The 1,071-nt window shown below is 32.5% G+C and carries 2 protein-coding genes; both read left to right on the top strand.

Features of this window, described 5'->3' with window-relative positions; genetic code table 11:
* Positions 1–409, top strand: a 409-nt coding sequence (locus tag OCV96_RS19390; RefSeq protein ID WP_262595221.1) for a hypothetical protein, incomplete at its 5' end; no start/stop codon positions are given.
* A 47-nt stretch (positions 410–456) separates the two neighbouring features.
* Positions 457–1,020: a DUF262 domain-containing protein gene (locus tag OCV96_RS19385; RefSeq protein ID WP_262595220.1), complete on the top strand. Its 564-nt coding sequence runs from the start codon at positions 457–459 to the stop codon at positions 1,018–1,020.
* The last annotated feature ends 51 nt before the right edge of the window (positions 1,021–1,071 follow it).

Raw genomic sequence — 1,071 nt, 5'->3', positions numbered from 1 at the left:
AAAACTAATAGTTTTTTCGTGTCATTTAGAGTGTGGCACAAAAAGATCAATTAGCCAAGGCGCAGGATTTGACGTTTACGAAGGCTCTGAGTATATTACAAGAAATTTCAAACGACCAATCAATAGAGTAGAATTAAAAGAAATTGAGGAGTGGTTAAAAATGCCATGTACTCAAAAAGCAGAAGGATTTTATGAGTGGTTGAAAGATGAGGGATTTATGCCACGGGTGATAGAACAATTTAGATATTATATTAATACGAATGAAAAAGAATACGGATATTCGCTGTTGGATATTAAAGAAAGAAAAAAGCTAGTGGAATACATAGATATGAGAAGAGCAACGGGATGTCCGGTAAGAGAAAGAACTTTATACAAATATTATTTGGAGTATTGGGACAAGTATAAGTAAATGTAGTAGCTAGCAAATAGAGCATCAACATATACAAAGGAGAAAAAATGAGAACGACGACGGAAGCATTAAGCAGTGTAATAGATAAAATTGTAAATAGGGAAATTCTTTTGCCTGATTTTCAAAGAGGTTTTGTATGGAATGATGAAGAAAAACAGTCTAAGTTAGTAGCATCAGTTTTGGCTAAAATGCCAGTTGGAAGTATACTCCTCTTGAGTAGTAATTCAAATGATTATGCATATAAACTTATTGGATGCAAGGAACGAAAAACGAGTGCGGAATTAGGTATTACGGGAGAAATTTTGGCATTACTTGATGGGCAACAAAGGGTAACTGTTTTGACTAATGCCTTTTCGAATGTGATTTTTGAAATGGCAGGGAATGCAAAAAAATTAATTAGTCAGAGTGCATTAAAAAGAAGATTTTTTTTGAGAATACCTCAGTATAAAGCAGAAGAAGGTAGTGTTCAAGATTTTTTTAATGTACGTGGTCTAAATTTTCCCTATAGAGATGTTGAAAAAGAAGAACCTGTGTTTTTAACAGATGAAATATATGAGGCAATTAAAGTAGTAAATTTTAATGCAGACCAGCTAGTTATAGTCAAGCCCTAAATGATAAAAAATAGAACTTTTTCTATTGATTATTGAAACCTAAAAATGAGT

Source organism: Waltera acetigignens (genome assembly GCF_025567015.1).
In the GTDB taxonomy this organism is placed as follows: Bacteria; Bacillota; Clostridia; order Lachnospirales; family Lachnospiraceae; genus Acetatifactor; species Acetatifactor acetigignens.
The sequence above is the reverse complement of the archived record's forward strand: the minus strand, read 5'-3'. Positions and strand labels throughout refer to the sequence as shown.

What these genes read in the sequence shown, in the direction of transcription:
- OCV96_RS19385 (WP_262595220.1), top strand. Translation starts at nt 457, where the DNA reads ATGAGAACGACGACGGAAGCATTAAGCAGTGTAATAGATAAAATTGTA.